Annotated in this window: 1 protein-coding gene; it reads left to right on the forward strand. The window is 70.2% G+C overall.

Annotated features, from left to right (window positions below; genetic code table 11):
* On the forward strand, positions 1-1,210 hold a 1,210-nt coding region (locus PV721_RS43380; RefSeq protein ID WP_319734383.1), incomplete at its 5' end, for a S8 family serine peptidase.
* Positions 1,211-1,354: the final 144 nt, after the last annotated feature.

Consider the following 1,354-nt stretch of genomic DNA (forward strand, 5'->3'; position numbering starts at 1 on the left):
TCTCATTTTTTTAAGGGACCGCCCGCCCTCCTGGGGCCTGGACCGGATCGATCAGCAGGCGCTCCCGCTGAACCAGAGCTACACCTACCCGGACAAGGCCGGCGAGGGCGTCACGGCTTACATCATCGACACCGGCGTCCGCAAGACGCACCAGGACTTCGGCGGCCGAGCCTCCGACGGCTTCGACGCCATCGACAACGACAACACGGCCCAGGACGGCCACGGCCACGGCACCCACGTCGCGGGCACCGTCGCGGGCAGCGCGTACGGCGTGGCCAAGAAGGCCCGGATCGTCGGCGTCCGCGTGCTCGACAACAACGGCTCCGGCACCACCGCGCAGGTCGTCGCGGGCATCGACTGGGTGACCCGCAACGCCGTCAAGCCGGCCGTGGCCAACATGTCGCTCGGCGGCGGCGCGGACTCCGCGCTCGACACCGCCGTGCGCAACTCCATAGCCTCCGGCATCACGTACGGCGTCGCCGCGGGCAACGAGTCCACCAACGCGAGCACCAAGTCCCCGGCCCGCGTGACCGAGGCCATCACCGTCGGCGCCACGACCAGCAGCGACGCCAAGGCGAGCTACTCCAACTACGGCACGGTCCTGGACCTGTTCGCCCCCGGCTCCAGCATCACCTCCTCCTGGGGCACCGGCGACACCGCCACGAACACCATCTCGGGCACCTCGATGGCGACCCCGCACGTCGTCGGCGCCGCCGCACTCCACCTCGCGGCCAACCCGACGGCCACTCCGGCCCAGGTCGCCACGGCCCTGGTCAACGCGGCCACACCGAACGTCGTGACCAGCCCCGGCACCGGATCCCCGAACCGCCTGCTCAACGTCGGGAACTCCACCACCCCGCCGAACCCGGGCACCCGCTTCGAGAACACCACCGACTACGCGATCAACGACAACGCCACCGTCGAGTCGCCGATCACCGTCAGCGGGATCTCCGGCAACGCCCCGGCCACGCTGAGCGTCCCGGTCGACATCAAGCACACCTACGTCGGTGACCTCAGGGTCGACCTGGTCGCCCCCGACGGCACCGTCTACAACCTGCGCAACCGCACGGGCGGCAGCGCGGACAACATCATCCAGACCTTCACGGTGAACGCCTCTGCCGAGGTCGCCAACGGTGTCTGGAAGCTCCGGGTCGCGGACCTCGCGAACATCGACACCGGAAAGATCGACTCCTGGGCGCTCCAGTTCTGAGGGGCCGGGACTGAAAGCAGCGGCTGAGCCGCGATGATCAGGCGGGGGCGACCGTTTCGGCGGTCGCCCCCGCTGCGCACTCTTCGCGCATTCGTTCACGCCGGCCGCCGCGCCCCTTGCCGCCCCCGGCGTGCCCCTGGAGGC

Source organism: Streptomyces sp. MB09-01 (genome assembly GCF_033794505.1).
In the GTDB taxonomy this organism is placed as follows: domain Bacteria; phylum Actinomycetota; class Actinomycetes; order Streptomycetales; family Streptomycetaceae; genus Streptomyces.